We start from the raw sequence: 16,233 nt of genomic DNA, 5'->3' as shown, positions 1-16,233 counted from the left end.
CAGGGAGGGGTCAGCGCTGGGCGGCCTCGGACAGTCGCGGCGCGATCCGGTCGAGGACCCACGGCACGGACAGCGGGGACGGGTTGCGGAGCCCGATGAACTCGTCGTAGTCGTAGGTCACGACGGCGTCCCGCTGCACGACCGGCAGCTGGGCGAACAGCGCGTTCTGCTCCAGTGCGGACCGGGCCGCGGCGTCGCCGCCGTCGAACAGGACCAGGACGTCGGCGTCGAGCGAGGAGACCTCCTCCGGGCTGATGTCCACACCGAACGACTCGCCCTGCGGCAGCGCCAGGATCTGCGGCGAGAGCGTCATGCCGATGGCCGCGGGCACCGAGTTCATCGCGTCGTCGGGGTCGCGCAGAGCTGTGACGACGCCGGGCTGGACGAAGCCGAACGTGTAGCCGGCACCGTCCAGCTCGGGGTGCTCGGTGCGGGTGTCGGTCAGCGTCGACTCGACCTCGTCGACCACCCGCTGGGCGTCGTCGGGCCGCCCGAGCGCGGTGGCGAGCTGGGTCGTCATCTGCTGCCAGGTGTCCTGGGCCGGGCCCTCCTGGTAGCCGATCGTCGGGGCGATCGCGCTGAGCTGCGGGTAGGCGTTCTCGAGGGCGAAGTAGCCCGGCGCGAAGATCAGGTCGGGGTTCAGCGCGGCGACCTGCTCGAGGTCCACCTCGGTCGCCTCGCCCTGGACGGGCAGCACCTCGACATCGGACACCCCCTCGGCCTCGGAGGTCCACGGCGACAGGCCGGACTCGCTGCCACTGGAGGACGCGCCGACCACCGGGGCGTCCAGGGCCAGGGCGACGTCGAAGCCGGTCGGGCCGAGGGCGACGATCCGCTGCACGTCCGCGGGGACGGTCGTGGTGCCGAGCGCGTGGGTGATCTCCACGGTTCCGGCGTCCTGTCCGGTCTCGGCCGGGGCCCCGCTGCCGCAGCCGACGGCCCCTATCACCACCGCGCTGCAGAGTGCGACGACGGAGAGACCTCGACGAGTTAAGTTAGGCATGCCTCATAACCTACGCAGACCGTGTCCACCAGGGAAGATCGGCCCCGGTTCCTCAGATCGCCATCGCCGACCGGACGTCCACAGCGGCCTCGACCCCGCCGGCCCCCTGTGCGGTCACCCGTCCCGACGCCAGCACGTAGTACCGGCCCGCGACGTCGAGCGCGAACCCGACGTGCTGCTCGACCAGCAGCACCGAGAGCCCGCCGCGGCGGGTCAGCCCGGTGATCGTGCGCTCGATCTCGGCCACCACGGTGGGCTGGATGCCCTCGGTGGGCTCGTCGAGGATCAGCATCCGCGGCTCGGTGATCAGCGCCCGGGCGATCGCGAGCTGCTGGCGCTGCCCGCCGGACAGCAGGCCGGCCGGGCGGCCGAGCAGCTCGCGCAGGGCCGGGAACAGGTCGAGCGACTCGTCGATCAGCTCCGTGCCCCGGCGGCGGCCGTCCGCGACGACCTGCAGGTTCTCCCTCGTGGTCAGCTGCCCGAAGGACTGCTGGCCCTGCGGCACGTAGGCCAGCCCGCGCGCGACGCGGCGGTTCGGCGGCAGCCGGGTGACGTCCTCGCCGTCGAGCAGGACCCGTCCGGCGGTGACCGGCAGCAGGCCCGCGGCGGCGCGCAGCAGCGTCGTCTTGCCGGCACCGTTGTTGCCGAGTACCGAGGTCACGCCGTCGGCGGCGACCTCGACCGACACCCCGTGCACGACGGTGGTCCGGCCGTAGCCGACGTCGACGCCGTCGAGGACGAGCGCGGGTCCGGTCACGACGCCACGTCCTCTCCCAGCACGATCGCGGCCTCCTCGGCGGTGTGCTGCCCGGGTCCGAGGTAGACCTCCTGGACCTTCGGGTCGCCCTGGACGTCGGCGACGGAGCCCTGCGACAGGATCCGTCCGGCGTGCAGGACCGTCACCGAGCGCGCGAAGGACCGCATGAAGTCCATGTCGTGCTCGACGACCAGCACGGTCCGGTCCCCGCTGATCCGCTGCAGCAGCCGGCCGGTCTCGTCCTTCTCCTCGGCGCTCATCCCGGCGACCGGCTCGTCGAGCATGAGCAGGTGCGCGTCCTGCACGAGCAGCATCCCGATCTCCAGCCACTGCTTCTGGCCGTGCGCGAGCGTCCCGGCGGGTGTGTCGGCGAGCTCGGTGAGCCCAACCGTCGCCATGGCCTCGACGACCGCCGGCGGGGTCTCGCGGCGACGGCGCAGCAGGGTCCACGCCGAGCGTCCGGCGCCGGCGGCGATGTCGAGGTTCTGCAGGACGGTGAGCTCCTCGAACACCGTCGCGGTCTGGAAGGTCCGGCCGACCCCGGCCCGGGCGATCCGGTGCACCGCGCGGCCGAGCAGCTCCTCGCCGCGGAACAGCGCCGAGCCCTCGGCCGGGACCAGCCCGGACACGGCGTCGATCAGCGTGGTCTTGCCGGCCCCGTTCGGTCCGATGAGGAAGCGCAGGTCGCCGGCGGCGACGGTGAGGTCGACATGGTCGACGGCGGTGAACCCGTCGAAGCGCACGGTCAGACCGGCCAGCACGAGGTCGTCGGTCATGCCGTCCTCCCCACCGCGGGTGTCGCGGACCGGCGCCGGCGCAGTGTCACCAGCGACGCGATGCCGCCGGGCAGGAACGCGACGACCAGCATGAACATCAGCCCCTGCGCGTAGGTCCATCCGGACGGGAACTGCTCGGACAGCGTCGTCGCCGCCCAGGCCACCACGATCGCCCCGAGCACCGGTCCGGCCAGCGTGGTGCGCCCGCCGATCGCGACGCCGATCAGCAGCGCGATGGACGGGACGACGCCGACGTCGTTCGGCGAGATGATGCCGACGATCGGCACGAACAGCGCCCCGCCGACGCCGGCCATGAGCGCGGCGACCGCGAACGCGACCGTCTTGACCGTGGCCGGGTCGTAGCCGAGGAACCGGACCCGTTCCTCGGAGTCGCGGCAGGCCACGAGCAGCTCGCCGTAGCGGCTGACCATCAGCTGGCGGGCGACGACGAGCATCAGCAGCAGCACCCCGGCGGCGATGAAGTAGAGCATCTGCCGGTTGACGGGGTCACGCAGCGCGAACCCGAAGAAGCCGACGAAGTTGTTCAGCCCGGTCGAGCCGCCGGTGGTGGCCGGGTTGCCGACGAGCAGGATCGCGAACGCCGCCGCGAGCGCCTGGGACAGGATCGCGAAGTAGGCGCCGCGGACCCGTCGCCGGAACGTCGCCAGCCCGAGCACCGTCGCCAGCAGCGCCGGGAGCACCAGGATCGCGAGCACCGTGACGGTGCCGGACCGGAACGGCTCCCACCACCAGGGCACACCGTCCGAGGAGATCAGGGTCATGAACGCCGGGGTCCCACCGGGGCCGGCATCGGCCAGTGACAGGTGCATGGCCATCAGGTAGGCGCCGATCCCGAAGAACACCCCCTGTCCGAGCGTCAGCATGCCGCCGCGGCCCCAGGCCAGCCCGATCCCGACCGCGACCATCGCCAGGCACAGGTAGCGCCCCAGCTGGCCCAGCCGGAACCCGCTCAGCAGCAGCGGGGCGACGGCGAACAGCAGGACGGCCGCGGCGAGGAACCCGAGGCCGACCGCGTAGCGGCTCCTGAGCAGTGCGGTCACACGAGTCGCTGCGGTCACACGAGTCGCTGCGGTCACACCAGGCTCCTCGTCCGGAGTCGGAAGATGCCCTGCGGGCGGAACTGCAGGAACGCGACGACGGCGGCGAGCACCAGCACCTTCGCGATCGACGCGGTCGTGGAGTACTCCAGCCACGACTGCGCGACGCCGAGCGCGAACGCGGCGATGATCGCCCCGCGCAGCTGGCCCAGGCCGCCGACGATGACGACGAGGAACGCGTCGACGATGTAGCTGGTGCCCAGGTTCGGCGAGATCGACCCCATCAGCGTCAGCGCCACCCCGGCGACGCCGGCCAGGCCGGACCCGATGAAGAAGGTCAGCATGTCGGTGCGCCGGGTGGAGATCCCGGACGACTCGGCGAGCTGCCGGTTCTGCACCGTGGCCCGGATCCGGCGCCCCAGGGAGGTGTACCTGAGCGCGAGGACCACCGTCGTCACCGCGGCGACCGCCAGCAGCAGGATGAACATCCGCGACCGGGAGAACGTGAAGCCGAGGATCTCGACCGGGCCGGACAGCCAGGCCGGGGACGGGACGTCGACCCCCGCGGTGCCGAACACGTCCCGGGCCAGCTGCTGCAGCACCAGCGAGACACCCCAGGTGACGAGCAGGGTGTCCAGCGGGCGGTGGTACATCCGCCGCAGCAGGGTCGCCTCCAGCACGACCCCGAGCAGCCCGCCGACCGCGAACGCCAGCGGCAGCGAGACCAGCAGCGAGAGCCCGGCCGCGCCGAGCGCCTGCTGCACGACGAACGCGGTGTAGGCGCCCGCCATGATGAACTCGCCGTGCGCCATGTTGATGACGCCCATCTGCCCGAAGGTCAGGGCCAGCCCGAGTGCCGCGAGCAGCAGGATCGAGCCGACCGACAGGCCGTTGAAGATCTGCGTGACGAGGGTGTCCACGGATCAGCCGGTGAGACCGCTCGCCCAGGGGTAGGACTCCAGGTAGGGGTCCGGCTCGATCGGCTCGCCCGAGGACCACTCGGTGTAGATCAGGCCGTCCGGGCCGATCTTGCCGACCAACGAGGTCTTCGCGAGGTGGTGGTTGTCGCCGTTCACCGTGACGGTGCCCTCGGGGGCGTCGAAGCTGACGCTGTCGGCGGCGGCCTGGACGTCCGGCACCGCGAACGAGTCGGCCTTCTCTACCATCGCCTTCCACAGGAACATCGAGGTGTAGGCGGCCTCCATCGGGTCGGAGGTGACCTTGTCGTCGCCGTAGCGCGCCTTGAAGTCGGCCACGAACTTCTGGTTCTCCGGGGTGTCGATGGTCTGGTAGTAGTTCCAGGCCACCGGCTGGCCGACGATGTTGTCGACGCCGATGCCGCCGACCTCCTCCTCGGCGATCGACACGCTCATCACCGGCATGGTCTCGGCGGTCAGCCCGAGCGCGCGGTACTCCTTGAAGAACGCGACGTTCGAGTCGCCGTTGAGGGTGTTGAACACCGCGTCGGCGCCCGCGTCGCGGACCTTCGCCGTGATCGTCGAGAAGTCGGTGTGCCCGAGCGGGGCGTACTCCTCGCCGAGGATCTCGATGCCGGCGTCCTCGGCGTACGCCTTGATGATCTTGTTGGCGGTCTGCGGGAAGACGTAGTCCGAGCCGACCAGGAACAGGCTGGTGGCGCCCTGCTCCTTGAGGTAGTCCAGCGCCGGGATGATCTGCTGGTTGGTCGTCGCGCCGGAGTAGAAGATGTTCTCCGAGGACTCCAGGCCCTCGTACTGGACCGGGTAGAACAGCAGCGCGTCGTTCGACTCGAACACCGGCAGCATCGCCTTGCGCGACGACGACGTCCACCCGCCGAAGACGGCCGCGACACAGTCGGACTGGATCAGCTTCTGCGCCTTCTCGGCGAACACGGTGGGCTCGGACGCGCCGTCCTCGGCGACGATCTCGAGCTGCTTGCCGAGCACCCCGCCGTCGGCGTTGATCTGCTCGGCGGCCAGCGCGAGGCTGTTGTAGACGGTGTTCTCGCTGATCGCCATGGTGCCCGAGCGGGAGTTCAGCAGGCCGACCTTCACCGAGTCCCCGCTGGTGTCCACACAGGACGCCGCGGTGTCACCGGAGCCGCCGGCGTCGTCGACCCGGGCGCCGCAGCCGGCGATCCCGAGGCTCAGCGACAGCACCGCGAGCCCCGCCAGAGCCCGACGCATCCGCTGCGCACCACTACCCACCACGTCGCCTCCGCCGTCCGTCGATCACCGTCCGGACCCCGTCGAGGGATCCGGCGTGGAGACGGTAGGTACGCCGTGTTGCCGCCGACCGGTTCGTCCCGTGTCGGTGAGGTTTCACCGGATCGGGTTCACCGGGGTCGGCGACACACACCGGACATCCGGGCACGGTGTCGCGGCCGGGGGTGGGAAGCGGGATCCCGCGGCCGGACCGGTTCCGAGGGTCCGGCCGGCAGCGTCAGCCGTGCTCGGCCGCCGCCTCGTCGGACCGGACCACGCGGTCGAGCAACGCGGACAGCTGCCGGAGCTCGGCCCCGGTCAGCGACGCGAACGGGGTCTTCTCCATGGCCGTCCGGACCAGGTCCTCCCGGACCCGGCGCCCCTCGTCGGTCAGCACCAGGAGCCGCGATCGACGGTTGGCCGGATCCACGACCCGCTCCACCAGGCCCCGGTCGGCGAGCTGGTTCGTGATGAAGGTCAGGTTCGGTGCGTTGCAGTACAGCCGCTCGGCCATCACCTTCATCGACGGCGGCGCCTCGTCCGGGTCGACGGCCCACAACGCCTGGAAGGTGGCCGGGGTGAGGCGGTACCGGGCGAGCGCCGTCGTGATGAGGTCGTTGGTCCGCATCCAGATCTCGTGCGTCGCGGCGACCACCGCGGTGAGCTCGGGAGCGGCCATGGCACCAGCCTAGCCGGGCCGATACTTCGATACTTGAACCATGCCGGACGCTTCCCCTACGGTTCGAGTATCGAACTATCGAAAAGGAGTCGCTCGTGTACGACTACCGAGGAACCGTCAGTCTCGTCACCGGGGCGTCCACGGGCCTGGGCGCCGCCTACGCGGACGAGCTGGCCCGGCGGGGGTCGGCGCTGGTGCTCGTCGCCCGGCGGGCCGCCGCGCTCGACGAGGTCGCGGCCCGGATCCGCGTCCGGCACGGCGTGCAGGTCACGACCCTTCCGGCCGACCTCGGTCGTCCGGAGGACGTCACCGCGCTGCTCGAGGAGATCGACCGGCGGGACCGTCCGGTGGACCTGGTCGTCAACAATGCCGGGATGAGCGCGGTCGGCCCGTTCCTGGACGGGCGCCCCGACCGGGATCTCGACTCGATCGCGCTGAACGTCACGGCGCTGGTGACCCTGACCCACGGGTTCGGCCGGCGGATGGCCGCCCGCGGCCGGGGCGGCATCATCAACGTGGCGTCCACCGCTGCCTTCCAGCCGATGCCGTTCCAGGCCACCTACGGTGCGGGCAAGGCCTTCGTGCTGTCCTTCACCGAAGCGCTGGCCGAGGAACTGCGCGGCGGCCCCGTCCGGGTCATGGCCGCGCATCCGGGTGCGACGGCGACGGGCTTCTTCGACCGGACGTCGCACACGATGGACGCCGCGGCCGCGGACCCGGCGGACCGGGTGGCCGCCCGCACCCTCGACGACTTCGCGCGGGGACGCCCCGCGTCCTACCCGGGGCGTCCCGCGTTCCGGGCGATGACCTGGCTGCCGCGGCTCGTCTCCCGGCGCCTCGCCGCGCGGCTGGCCGGCGGGTTCAACCGGCGGTCGGGAGTCGACCGCGCGACCAACGCTCCCGGAGCCGCGGGTCACACCCCGACCAGCAGCGGCAGGATGTAGCGGAGCGAGAGGGCCTCGTAGACCGCGCCGACGACGAACAGCGCCAGTGCCGGCAGGCTCAGCAGGCCGACCTGCCGCAGGCCGGCGAGGTAGCCCTGACGACGGGTGTCCGCCCCGACGCTCGCCGGGCGCAGCCACGCCCGCCCCAGCAGGTAGGCGCCCAGCATCACCAGCACGTAGGCCTGGACCTCGATCAGGATCGTCAGCGAGTGCGGGATCAGCAGCACCGCGATGGTGTCGTCGACCGGCGCGAGGGTCACCCCGAACGTCGCCGCGTGGTAGACGCCGATGGCGACGCCGGCGAAGGGCACGACCAACGACGGCAGCAGGATCGCCGCGATGGCGACCGTGAAGACGTTGACCGCGAAGATCGTCAGGGCGAACAGCGGGACGTTGCTCATCAGGGACACGACCAGGTCCGTCGTCCCGTCGTCGTCCAGTCCGGACGCCCGGGCGGCGGTCAGCTCGGGGAACAGCAGGCCGGCCACCATCCCCGCGAGCACCGCGCCGTACATCAGCGCGTTGAGGACCAGGTAGGCGCCGAGGTTCGCGCGGACCAGGCGGAGGGACCGGGCGAGGGGGCGGGTCGAGACCACGTCGTGCTGTGTCATGACACGGAAGTTAGGGAGGCCGACCGGCTGCCCGAATCGGTCGACCGGCCAGCCCTGCGGAACCGAAGTCGGATCGGGGGTGGACCGTCGGTCGCGATCAAATCACCAGAGTGAAGCCCTCGGCGGCAGCGGCACGGCAGAGCGCGGGGTCGAACGCGGCGAAGCGACGCAGGCCGGGATCAGCCGCGGCGGCTGCTCGGGCCGAGGCGAGCTGCACGGCATCGTAGGCCCGCAGAGCGTGTGTCCCGGCCAGACGTGCCGCGTCATCGAGGACCGCCGGGGACAGCCCGACCACGGCGAACCTGGCCGCCTCGTCCGCCGTGCCGAACAGGTCGGCCTCGAAAGCGGCGACCAGTACCGCCGCCGGGCCCGGCGGCAACTCGCCAACCCGGGTCTTGCGCCACAACGCGGCCGGCACCTCGACCCGCGCGATCTGGGCGACGACGAGGTGGGTCAGCGCCCGGACGTCCTCGCACCCCTCCTCGTCGGCGTACAGCTTCACCAGCGCGGAGGAGTCGGCGAACGCGGTCACCGACGCCCGTCGGACACCAGGTCGGACAGCGGGGTTCCTCGCCCGGCGGCGCGCCGGGCCTCGGCCACGGCGTCCGCGTCCGGACGGACGTGCGGCACACCGGCGGGCGCCAACACGCCGGCACGCGCCAACCGCTCCCTGATCCGCTCCAGCCCGTCCTCCGCGGTGTCCGGATCGACGGCGGCTCGCACCAGGCGCGTCAGGTACTCGTTCAGGCTCCGGCCTTCGCCCGACGCGACCTGTCGCAGCCGTTCCACCAGCTCGTCCGGCGCTCGCCAGGTGACCTGACTCATGCCTGCATGCTAGCAGGCACGCCGGCGCGGGATGACGATTCGGCGTCGCCCGGCCACCTCGACCGGTCGGAGGTTCCGCACGGCTGACCGGGACCTCGCCCCCGATCACGCGCGGCCGCCGGCACCGTTCTGCCCGAGGAGCGCGCGGACCGCCGCAGCGTCGGGGGCCGCGAGAGCACGTGCGGCCAGGTCGCGCGCAGTGGCGACGTCCACTCCGCGCACCGCCTTCTTGACCCCCGCGACGGCCGCCGGCGCGACGCTCAGCTCCCGCACCCCGAGCCCCAGCAGCAGCGGCACCGCGGCCTCGTCGGCGGCCATCTCTCCGCACACCGCGACGAGCAGGTCCGGCCCGGCCACCGCACCGGCCGCGGCGATCAGGGCGAGCACGCCCGGATCCAGCGGGTCGGCGAGCGCGGCCAGGGCCTCGTTGCCGCGCTCGGCGGCCAGCGCGTACTGGGTCAGGTCGTTGGTGCCGATCGACAGGAAGTCGACGTGCGGGGCGAACACCGGCGCCTTCAGCGCGGCGGCCGGGACCTCGACCATGATCCCCACCCGCAGGTCGGGCTCGCCGCGCCCGACCCGCGCGACCGCCTGCCGGAGCATCCCGCGGGCGGCGGTCAGCTCGTCGAGGGTGGCGACCATCGGGAACATGACGTCGGCCGGATGGTCGTGGGCGACCCGCACGATGGCCTCGAGCTGGTCGGCGAGCAGCTCCGGGCGGGCGAGCGCGAGTCGCAGACCGCGGACCCCCAGGAACGGGTTGGCCTCGGCGGACTGTGGCAGGTAGCCCAGCGGTTTGTCGCCGCCGACGTCGAGGGTACGCAGCGTGACGCACCGTCCGGCCATGGCCTCGGCGATCGCCCGGTAGTCGGCCTCCTGCTCGTCGACGGTCGGCGCCTCGCGGCGGCCGAGGAAGCAGAACTCGGTGCGGACCAGTCCGGCGAGGTCGGCGCCGGTCGCGTCCCGGGCGTCCTGAGTGGACCCGAGATTCGCGCCGACCAGGACGGTGGTGCCGTCCGTGGTCACGGCGGGCTCGTCGGCGTGGGACAGGGCGTCGGCACGACGGCGGGCGAGCGCCCGGGCACGGTCCCGGAAGTCCGCCAGGGTCGGCGGATCGGGATCGAGGACGACCTCGCCGGTGCTGCCGTCGAGCACCACCGTGGTGCCCTCGCGGGCCCGCTCGACCAGGGACGCCGCACCGACGACGGCGGGGATCCCGCGGGCCCGCAGCAGGATCACGCTGTGCGCAGTGGGGCTGCCGTGCGCCAGCAGCACCGCGGCCGTCCGGGCCGGGTCGAGCTCGGTGGCCTCGGTGAGGGTGAGGTCGTCGGCGACCAGGACGCCGTCGGCGGCCGGCCCCGCCGAGACCGTCCCGCCGAGCGCGCGCAGCACCCGGTCGCGCAGGTCACGGACGTCGGCGACCCGGGCCGCCAGGTACTCGTCCTCGACCGCCGCGAACTGCCGCTCGACGGCGCCGATCGCGTCGATCCACGCGCGGGCGGCGTCGGTACCCCGGTCCACATCGGATCGGATCGCCTCGACGAGCTCGGGGTCGTCCAGCATCGCCAGCTGCGCGTCGAAGATCCCGGCCTCGGCGGCACCGATCTCCCGGGCGGCCCGGTCCCGGACCCGCGTGAGATCGCCGCGCACCCGCTCGCGGGCCCGCTCCACGCGCTTCCAGTGGTCCCCGGGCGGGCCGGGACGTGGGCCCGGCGGGACCACCTCGGCAGCGGTCCGCGGGCGGGCGGGGCCGATGCCGATGCCCGGCGCGGCGGGGACCGGACGGCCCGCCGGCACGTCGGACACCGTCGGCGGCGCCGGAGCGGACTCACCGAACCCGTCCCGGGCGAGCGTCAGGAGCGCGTCGACGGCCGCCCCGGCGTCGGGGCCGGTGGCGGAGACCTCGACCTCGTGGCCTTTCAGGGCGCCGAGCGTGGCCACCCGGGAGAGGCCGGCCGCGTCGACCGGCGCGGTGTCGAGGGTGGCGTTGCGCAGGCTCACCCGGGCGTCGAGACCGCGCACGGCCTGCACGACGACGGCGGCGGGCCGCGCGTGCAGGCCGTGCGGCAGCGACACCGTGAACCGTCCGGTGTGGACACCGTCGGCGGACGTGCCGGCCGGGACCGGCGGCACCGGCCCGGCGGCTGCGGCGTCCGGCCCCGGCTGCGCCGACTCCACTGCTGCGGGAGCCTCGGCGCCGGCCGGGGCGTCGAGGTGCGACAGCTTGCCGTCCAGCGCGCCACCGGCCTCCGCGGCGACCTCGGCGGCCGGCGCTCCGGAGCCCGCCGCCACGGCGGCGGCGACGAGCCCCTCCACCAGCGGCGCCGGGCACAGCAGGGTCCGCTCCCGGGTGGCGTCGTCGACGAACTCCAGCGCCGTCTCGGCGGACAGCACGGCACTGCCCAGGTCCATCAGGACGACCACGCCGTCGCCGGTGTCGACCCGGGTGATCGCCTCACCGATGGCGACGGCGTCGGTGCCGAACCCGCCGTCGTCCACACCGGACGCGGACACGATGAACCCGGCGTCGCCCCGCACCATCTCCGTCGCGAGCGCGACGGCGGCGTCGGCCAGCGGGCGGCTGTGCGAGACGACGACGATCCCGACGGTCACGGTGCCGGCGGCAGCGCGGTGGCCGCCGCCTCCACCAGCAGCGCCGCGGACGTCGCCCCCGGGTCCTGGTGGCCGACGCTGCGTTCACCGAGGTAGCTGGCCCGGCCCTTGCGGGCGAGCATCGGGACGGTCGCGTCCCGGCCGGCCGCGGCGGCGTCGGCCGCGTCCCGCAACGCCACGGCGAGCGACGCGTCCGCGGCGACGGCCTCGTCCAGGGCGTCCAGCGCGGGCGCCATGGCGTCGATCATCGTCTTGTCGCCGCGTTCGGCCTTGCCGCGCGCGGTCAGCCCGTCCAGGCCGGCGCGCAGGCTCTTCGCCAGCCCGGCGGCGTCGAGCGTCGGGGCGTCCCCGGCGGCCGTCGCCATCCGCAGGAAGAAGGTGCCGTACAGCGGGCCGCTCGCCCCGCCGACGCTGCGCACCAGGGTCATCCCGGTCTGCTTGAGCAGTGCGCCCGGATCCGTGGCGGGCTCGTCGCCGGCCGCGGCCAGGACCGCCTTCATGCCCCGGTCCATGTTGACGCCGTGGTCGGCGTCGCCGATCTCGGCGTCCAGCGCGGTGAGCGCCTCCCGGTTCTCCGCGATCGCCTCGGCGAACGCCCGGAGCCAGCGGCCGACGGCAGCGGTGTCGATCTCCGTGCCGGACACGGTGCTCACATGCCCCAGCGCAGGCCGGTGGTCGAGACCGGGGCGTCCCAGAGCCGCAGCAGCTCGTCGTCGAGCTGGAGCAGGGTCAGCGAGCAGCCGGCCATGTCCAGGCTGGTCACGTAGGACCCGACCAGCGACCGGGCGACGGTGACGCCGGCCTTGTCGAGCAGCGCGGCGATCTCGCCGTACATCAGGTAGAGCTCGATCAGCGGCGTGCCGCCCATGCCGTTGACCAGGGCGAGCACCCCGCCATCGGCGGTGAAATCGCGGTCGGCCAGCACCGGTTCGACCAGCATCCCGGCGATGTCGTGGGCCGAGGCCAGCGGGACCCGGCGCCGTCCGGGCTCGCCATGGATGCCGATCCCGATCTCGATCTCGTCGTCGGGCAGGTCGAACGTCGGGGTGCCCTTGGCCGGCACGGTGCAGGAGGTGAGCGCCATGCCCATGCTGCGGGCGCCGTCGTCGACCCGGCGGGCGATGTCGGCGACCTCGCCGAGCGGGCGGCCCTGCTCGGCCGCGGCACCCGCGATCTTCTCGACGAACAGCGTGGCGCCGACCCCGCGCCGTCCGGCGGTGTAGAGGCTGTCCTGTACCGCGACGTCGTCGTCGATCACGACCGACTCCACCGGGCCGCCGGTCTCGGCCGCGGCGAGCTCGGCGGCCATCTCGAAGTTCATGACGTCGCCGGTGTAGTTCTTCACGATGTGCAGGACGCCGGCGCCGCCGTCCACGCCGGTCGTCGCGGCGAGCATCTGGTCGGGCACCGGGGAGGTGAACACCTCCCCCGCACACGCGGCGTCGAGCATCCCGTGGCCGACGAAGCCGCCGTGCAGCGGCTCGTGGCCGGACCCGCCGCCGGAGAGGATGCCGACCTTGCCGCGGACCGGCGCGTCGGCGCGGAAGACGACCCGGTTGGTCATGTCGACCCGGAGTTCGGTGGGATGGGCCCTGGCCATGCCCTGGAGGGCCTCGCCCACCACGTCTGCCGGGTCGTTGATGAGCTTCTTCATCGAAGGCTCCTCCTCGTGAGCACCAGGAACTCCTCGTCATGGTGCCGCGAATCGGCCGCTTCTTCGACTTCGAGCGAGCAGGCACCGAACCCCGGGGAGCTCGAGGGGTACAGGAGGGCTGTCAGCGCAAGATCGAAAAGCGCTGGTGTACCCCTCACGGGGCTCAGACCATCGACCAGGCCTCGGTGAGGGTCGCGCGGAGGATCTGCTCCATCTCGTCGAACTCGGCCTGCCCGACGATCAGCGGCGGGGCCAGCTGGATCACGACGTCGCCGCGGTCGTCGGGACGGCAGTACAGGCCGTTGCCGAACAGCGCGCCGGGCAGGAACTGCTTGACCAGCCGCTCCCGCTCGGCCGCGCCGAACGTCTCGCCGGTCGCCTTGTCGCGCACCAGCTCGATCGCCCAGAAGTAGCCGTCCCCGCGGACGTCGCCGACGATCGGCAGGTCGGTCAGCTTCTTCAGCGTCGCCTCGAAGGCGTCGGCATGAGAGAGCACGTGGCCGTAGAGGTCCTCGCGCTCCATCAGGTCCAGGTTGGCCAGCGCGACGGCCGCCGAGACGGGGTGCCCGCCCCAGGTGTAACCGTGCGGGAAGGTCACCCCCGGCTCGAGGAACGGCTCGATCACCTTGTCCGAGGTGATCATCGCGCCGAGCGGGCCGTACCCGGAGGTCATGCCCTTCGCGCAGGTGAGGATGTCCGGGGTGAACCCGAACTTCGCGCAGGCGAACGGGACGCCGTGCCGGCCGAAGGCGTTGATCACCTCGTCGGAGACCAGCAGCACGTCGTACCGGTCGCAGATCTCGCGGACCCGGGCGAAGTAGGACGCCGGCGCGGTCAGGCAGCCGCCCGAGTTCTGCACCGGCTCCAGCACCACCGCCGCGACGGTGTCCGGGCCCTCGAACCGGATCGCCTCCTCGATCCGGTCGGCCGCCCAGCGGCCCAGCGCCTCGGCGTCGCCGGCGAACTCGGGGTGCCGGTAGAGGTTGGTGTTCGGCACCCGGAACCCGCCCGGGGCCAGCGGCTCGAAGTCCTGCTTCATCGCCGGCAGCCCGGTGATCGCCATCGCCCCGTGCGGCGTTCCGTGGTACGCCGTCATCCGGCTGATCACCTTGTGCTTCAGCGGCTTGCCGCGCAGCTTGAAGTACTGCTTGGCGACCTTCCAGGCGCTCTCGACGGCCTCGCCACCGCCGGAGGTGAAGAACACCCGGTTCAGGTCGCCGGGCGCCAGGTGCGCGAGGCGCTCGGCCAGCTCGGCGGCCGGTGGGGTGGTGTAGCCCCAGACCGGGAAGAACGCGAGCTCGGAGGCCTGCTTCGCGGCGACCTCGGCGAGCTCGCGGCGGCCGTGCCCGGCCTGCACGACGAACAGGCCGGCCAGCCCGTCGAGGATCCGGCGGCCCCGGTCGTCCCAGAGGTAGGCCCCCTCCCCCTTGCTGATCACCGGGATCGGGTTCGCGCCGTCCCGGCCGTGCATCCGGGCGAAGTGCATCCACAGGTGCTTCCCGGCGGCCTCGGCGTGCGGGGACATGGCCGGAGCGTCCGGGGTGGCGCCGGTCTCGGTGTGCGCGTCGAGTGCGGTCACGAGGGTCCTCTCAGGAGTTGGTGGGGAAGCCGAGGTTCACGCCGGCGTGCGACGGGTCGAGCCAGCGGGTGGTGACGACCTTGCCGCGGGTGAAGAAGTGCACGCCCTCGGTGCCGTGGGCGTGGGTGTCGCCGAACAGCGAGTTCTTCCAGCCGCCGAAGCTGTAGTAGGCCATCGGGACCGGGACCGGGACGTTGATGCCGATCATGCCGACCTCGACCTCGTTCTGGAACCGGCGGGCGGCGCCGCCGTCGTTGGTGAACAGCGCGGTGCCGTTGCCGTACGGGTTGGCGTTGATCAGGTCGACGGCGCGCGCGTAGCTCTCGACCCGGAGCACGGAGAGCACCGGGCCGAAGATCTCGTCGGTGTAGACACTCATGTCGGTGCCGACGTGGTCGAGCAGGGTGGGGCCGACGAAGAATCCCGCTCCGTCGGCGTCGTAGTCGCCGGTGCGGCCGTCGACGACCACGGTGGCGCCGGCGGCCTCGCCGGCATCGATGTAGCCCGCCACCCGGTCGCGGGCGGCGGCGGTGACCAGGGGGCCCATGTCGGTGCCGCGGCGGCCGTCGCCGGTGCGCAGCGCGCGGGCCCGTTCGGCGATGCGCGCGACGAGGGTGTCGGCGATGTCGCCGACGGCCACGACCGCGGAGACGGCCATGCAGCGTTCCCCGGCGGAGCCGAAGCCGGCGTTGACGGCCTGGTCGGCGGCCAGGTCGAGGTCGGCGTCGGGCAGCACGACCATGTGGTTCTTCGCCCCACCCAGGGCCTGGACGCGTTTGCCGTGGGCGGTGGCGGTCTCGTAGACGTAGCGGGCGATCGGGGTGGAGCCGACGAAGCTGATCGACTTCACGTCGGGGCTGGTCAGCAAGTGATCGACGGCGGTCTTGTCGCCGTGCAGGACGTTGAACACGCCGTCGGGCAGCCCGGCCTCGCGCCACAGTTCGGCGAGCCACAGCGCGGCGGAGGGGACCTTCTCCGAGGGCTTGAGCACGACGGTGTTCCCGGCGGCGATGGCGACGGGGAAGAACCACATCGGGACCATGGCCGGGAAGTTGAACGGCGAGATGATCCCGACCACGCCCAACGGCTGGCGGACGGAGTGGACGTCGACGCCGGTGGAGGCGTTCTCGGTCGCCGAGCCCTTGAGCAGGTGCGGCATCCCGCAGGCGAACTCGACGACCTCCTGGCCGCGGGCGACCTCGCCGGCGGCGTCGGAGAGCACCTTGCCGTGCTCGGCGGTGATGATCGCGGCGAGCTCCCCGGCGCGTTCGTTGAGCAGCTCCCGGAACCGGAACAGGATCTGGGTGCGCTTGGCCAGGCTGGTGTCGCGCCACGCGGGGAACGCCGCCGCGGCCGCGGCGACCACCGCGGCGGCCTCGGAGTCCGAGGCCAGCGGCAGCCGGGCGGTGACCGCGCCGGTCGCGGGGTCGGTGACCTCGGCGACACGCCCCGAGGTCCCCTCGACCGGCTTCCCGCCGGCCCAGTGGGACAGGGTCCGGACATCGACGGCGTCGCGCGTGGGTGTGGCCATGGTTCCCAGTGTCGGCGTTC

The 16,233-nt window shown here is 72.9% G+C and carries 16 protein-coding genes; 1 reads left to right on the top strand and 15 read right to left on the bottom strand.

Annotated features, from left to right (window positions below):
- Positions 1–10 precede the first annotated feature (10 nt).
- The 7 genes from WIS52_RS21055 to WIS52_RS21025 all read right to left on the bottom strand — a co-directional run bounded on the left by WIS52_RS21055 (position 11) and on the right by WIS52_RS21025 (position 6,456).
- Positions 11–952, bottom strand: a complete 942-nt coding sequence (locus WIS52_RS21055; RefSeq protein WP_349300032.1) for an ABC transporter substrate-binding protein — start codon at positions 950–952, stop codon at positions 11–13.
- Between the two features lie 103 nt (positions 953–1,055).
- Positions 1,056–1,760 (bottom strand): urea ABC transporter ATP-binding subunit UrtE, encoded by a 705-nt coding sequence (gene urtE / locus WIS52_RS21050; RefSeq protein WP_349300031.1) that lies wholly within the window; start codon positions 1,758–1,760, stop codon positions 1,056–1,058.
- Positions 1,757–2,536: an urea ABC transporter ATP-binding protein UrtD gene (gene urtD / locus WIS52_RS21045; RefSeq protein ID WP_349300030.1), complete on the bottom strand. Its 780-nt coding sequence runs from the start codon at positions 2,534–2,536 to the stop codon at positions 1,757–1,759. The genes urtE and urtD overlap by 4 nt, the downstream gene beginning before the upstream one ends.
- Complete coding sequence (gene urtC / locus WIS52_RS21040; RefSeq protein WP_349300029.1) at positions 2,533–3,597, bottom strand: urea ABC transporter permease subunit UrtC; 1,065 nt, start codon at positions 3,595–3,597, stop codon at positions 2,533–2,535. Before urtC ends, urtD begins: the two co-directional genes overlap by 4 nt.
- A gap of 32 nt (positions 3,598–3,629) precedes the next feature.
- Positions 3,630–4,514, bottom strand: coding sequence for an urea ABC transporter permease subunit UrtB (gene urtB, locus WIS52_RS21035; protein WP_349300028.1), 885 nt, complete (start codon positions 4,512–4,514; stop codon positions 3,630–3,632).
- A gap of 3 nt (positions 4,515–4,517) precedes the next feature.
- Positions 4,518–5,759 (bottom strand): urea ABC transporter substrate-binding protein, encoded by a 1,242-nt coding sequence (urtA, locus tag WIS52_RS21030; RefSeq protein WP_349300027.1) that lies wholly within the window; start codon positions 5,757–5,759, stop codon positions 4,518–4,520.
- A gap of 256 nt (positions 5,760–6,015) precedes the next feature.
- Positions 6,016–6,456: a MarR family winged helix-turn-helix transcriptional regulator gene (locus WIS52_RS21025; RefSeq protein WP_349300026.1), complete on the bottom strand. Its 441-nt coding sequence runs from the start codon at positions 6,454–6,456 to the stop codon at positions 6,016–6,018.
- 95 nt (positions 6,457–6,551) lie between these two features.
- Here WIS52_RS21025 and WIS52_RS21020 point away from each other — a divergent pair, with 95 nt between their 5' ends.
- Positions 6,552–7,400: an SDR family NAD(P)-dependent oxidoreductase gene (locus WIS52_RS21020; RefSeq protein ID WP_349300025.1), complete on the top strand. Its 849-nt coding sequence runs from the start codon at positions 6,552–6,554 to the stop codon at positions 7,398–7,400.
- Here the strand turns inward: WIS52_RS21020 and WIS52_RS21015 are convergent.
- From WIS52_RS21015 to WIS52_RS20980, 8 genes are all read right to left on the bottom strand, one after another.
- Entirely contained in the window at positions 7,370–8,011 is a 642-nt protein-coding gene (locus tag WIS52_RS21015; RefSeq protein ID WP_349300024.1) for a stage II sporulation protein M, read from the bottom strand. The genes WIS52_RS21020 and WIS52_RS21015 overlap by 31 nt on opposite strands.
- Positions 8,012–8,108: 97 nt before the next feature.
- Positions 8,109–8,543, bottom strand: coding sequence for a type II toxin-antitoxin system VapC family toxin (locus tag WIS52_RS21010; RefSeq protein ID WP_349300023.1), 435 nt, complete (start codon positions 8,541–8,543; stop codon positions 8,109–8,111).
- The gene (locus WIS52_RS21005; protein ID WP_349300022.1) at positions 8,540–8,836 is read right to left on the bottom strand and encodes a transcriptional regulator; all 297 of its coding nucleotides are present in this window, start codon (positions 8,834–8,836) and stop codon (positions 8,540–8,542) included. Before WIS52_RS21005 ends, WIS52_RS21010 begins: the two co-directional genes overlap by 4 nt.
- A gap of 105 nt (positions 8,837–8,941) precedes the next feature.
- Positions 8,942–11,449, bottom strand: coding sequence for a phosphoenolpyruvate--protein phosphotransferase (gene ptsP, locus WIS52_RS21000; protein WP_349300021.1), 2,508 nt, complete (start codon positions 11,447–11,449; stop codon positions 8,942–8,944).
- The gene (gene dhaL, locus WIS52_RS20995) at positions 11,446–12,102 is read right to left on the bottom strand and encodes a dihydroxyacetone kinase subunit DhaL (protein ID WP_349300020.1); all 657 of its coding nucleotides are present in this window, start codon (positions 12,100–12,102) and stop codon (positions 11,446–11,448) included. Before dhaL ends, ptsP begins: the two co-directional genes overlap by 4 nt.
- Positions 12,099–13,103 (bottom strand): dihydroxyacetone kinase subunit DhaK, encoded by a 1,005-nt coding sequence (gene dhaK, locus WIS52_RS20990; RefSeq protein ID WP_349300019.1) that lies wholly within the window; start codon positions 13,101–13,103, stop codon positions 12,099–12,101. The genes dhaL and dhaK overlap by 4 nt, the downstream gene beginning before the upstream one ends.
- 163 nt (positions 13,104–13,266) lie before the next feature.
- Positions 13,267–14,628 (bottom strand): aspartate aminotransferase family protein, encoded by a 1,362-nt coding sequence (locus WIS52_RS20985; protein ID WP_349300271.1) that lies wholly within the window; start codon positions 14,626–14,628, stop codon positions 13,267–13,269.
- Positions 14,629–14,692: 64 nt separating this feature from the next.
- Positions 14,693–16,213, bottom strand: coding sequence for a CoA-acylating methylmalonate-semialdehyde dehydrogenase (locus WIS52_RS20980; protein WP_349300018.1), 1,521 nt, complete (start codon positions 16,211–16,213; stop codon positions 14,693–14,695).
- Between the last annotated feature and the right edge of the window lie 20 nt (positions 16,214–16,233).

The organism is Pseudonocardia nematodicida, assembly GCF_040105385.1.
GTDB classification, from domain to species: Bacteria; Actinomycetota; Actinomycetes; order Mycobacteriales; family Pseudonocardiaceae; genus Pseudonocardia; species Pseudonocardia nematodicida.
This window is presented reverse-complemented; position numbering and strand designations above follow the sequence as displayed.

What these genes read in the sequence shown, in the direction of transcription:
- WIS52_RS20980 (WP_349300018.1), bottom strand. Translation starts at nt 16,213, where the DNA reads ATGGCCACACCCACGCGCGACGCCGTCGATGTCCGGACCCTGTCCCAC.
- WIS52_RS21025 (WP_349300026.1), bottom strand. Translation starts at nt 6,456, where the DNA reads ATGGCCGCTCCCGAGCTCACCGCGGTGGTCGCCGCGACGCACGAGATC.
- dhaK (WP_349300019.1), bottom strand. Translation starts at nt 13,103, where the DNA reads ATGAAGAAGCTCATCAACGACCCGGCAGACGTGGTGGGCGAGGCCCTC.
- WIS52_RS21005 (WP_349300022.1), bottom strand. Translation starts at nt 8,836, where the DNA reads ATGAGTCAGGTCACCTGGCGAGCGCCGGACGAGCTGGTGGAACGGCTG.
- WIS52_RS20985 (WP_349300271.1), bottom strand. Translation starts at nt 14,628, where the DNA reads ATGTCCCCGCACGCCGAGGCCGCCGGGAAGCACCTGTGGATGCACTTC.
- urtA (WP_349300027.1), bottom strand. Translation starts at nt 5,759, where the DNA reads ATGCGTCGGGCTCTGGCGGGGCTCGCGGTGCTGTCGCTGAGCCTCGGG.
- urtD (WP_349300030.1), bottom strand. Translation starts at nt 2,536, where the DNA reads ATGACCGACGACCTCGTGCTGGCCGGTCTGACCGTGCGCTTCGACGGG.
- WIS52_RS21015 (WP_349300024.1), bottom strand. Translation starts at nt 8,011, where the DNA reads ATGACACAGCACGACGTGGTCTCGACCCGCCCCCTCGCCCGGTCCCTC.